The sequence below is a fragment of the Paracoccus sp. SSJ genome, assembly GCF_030234105.1.
GTDB classification, from domain to species: domain Bacteria; phylum Pseudomonadota; class Alphaproteobacteria; order Rhodobacterales; family Rhodobacteraceae; genus Paracoccus; species Paracoccus denitrificans.
This window is the reverse complement of the sequence record NZ_JASSPE010000077.1, coordinates 1-506: the sequence shown is the minus strand read 5'-3', so window position 1 is coordinate 506 and position 506 is coordinate 1. Positions and strand designations below refer to the sequence as shown.

General features: G+C 68.8%; 1 pseudogene. It reads left to right on the top strand.

What is annotated here, in order from left to right:
- Positions 1–208: 208 nt before the first annotated feature.
- A pseudogene (locus tag QPR87_RS23575) lies at positions 209–506 on the top strand (ABC transporter permease); the annotation flags it as partial.

The window sequence follows — 506 nt, the reverse complement described above, 5'->3', positions numbered from 1 at the left end:
CGGGCGCAGTTGTTACATATTGCCGCCCGTCCAGACCAGTGTTTGCGTTCACATGTCCGATACCGCCTCCCAGATCGGCCCCGCCGCGGCCAACCTCTCTGCGGTTCGCCCCCCTGCGGCCAACCCTTCTGCGGCCAACCCTCCTGCGGCCAACCCTTCTGCGGCCCGCGCGCCGCAGCGGCCGATCCGCAACGGGCCGCGGCTGCGGATGGCGCGCACCGTGGTGGCGCTGATGCTGCGCGAGATGGCGACCACCTACGGCCGTTCGGCGGGGGGCTATATCTGGGCGGTGCTCGAGCCGGTGCTGGGGGTGGTGCTGCTGACGGTGCTGTTCAGCATGGCGCTGCGCAGCCCGGGGCTGGGCTCGAACTTCCCGCTATTCTATGCCACCGGCTACCTGCCCTTTGCCATGTTCAGCGGCCTGGCCAACAAGACGGCCGCCTCGATCCGCTATTCGCGGCCCTTCCTGGCCTATCCCAGCGTGACCTTCGTCGATGCGCTGATCG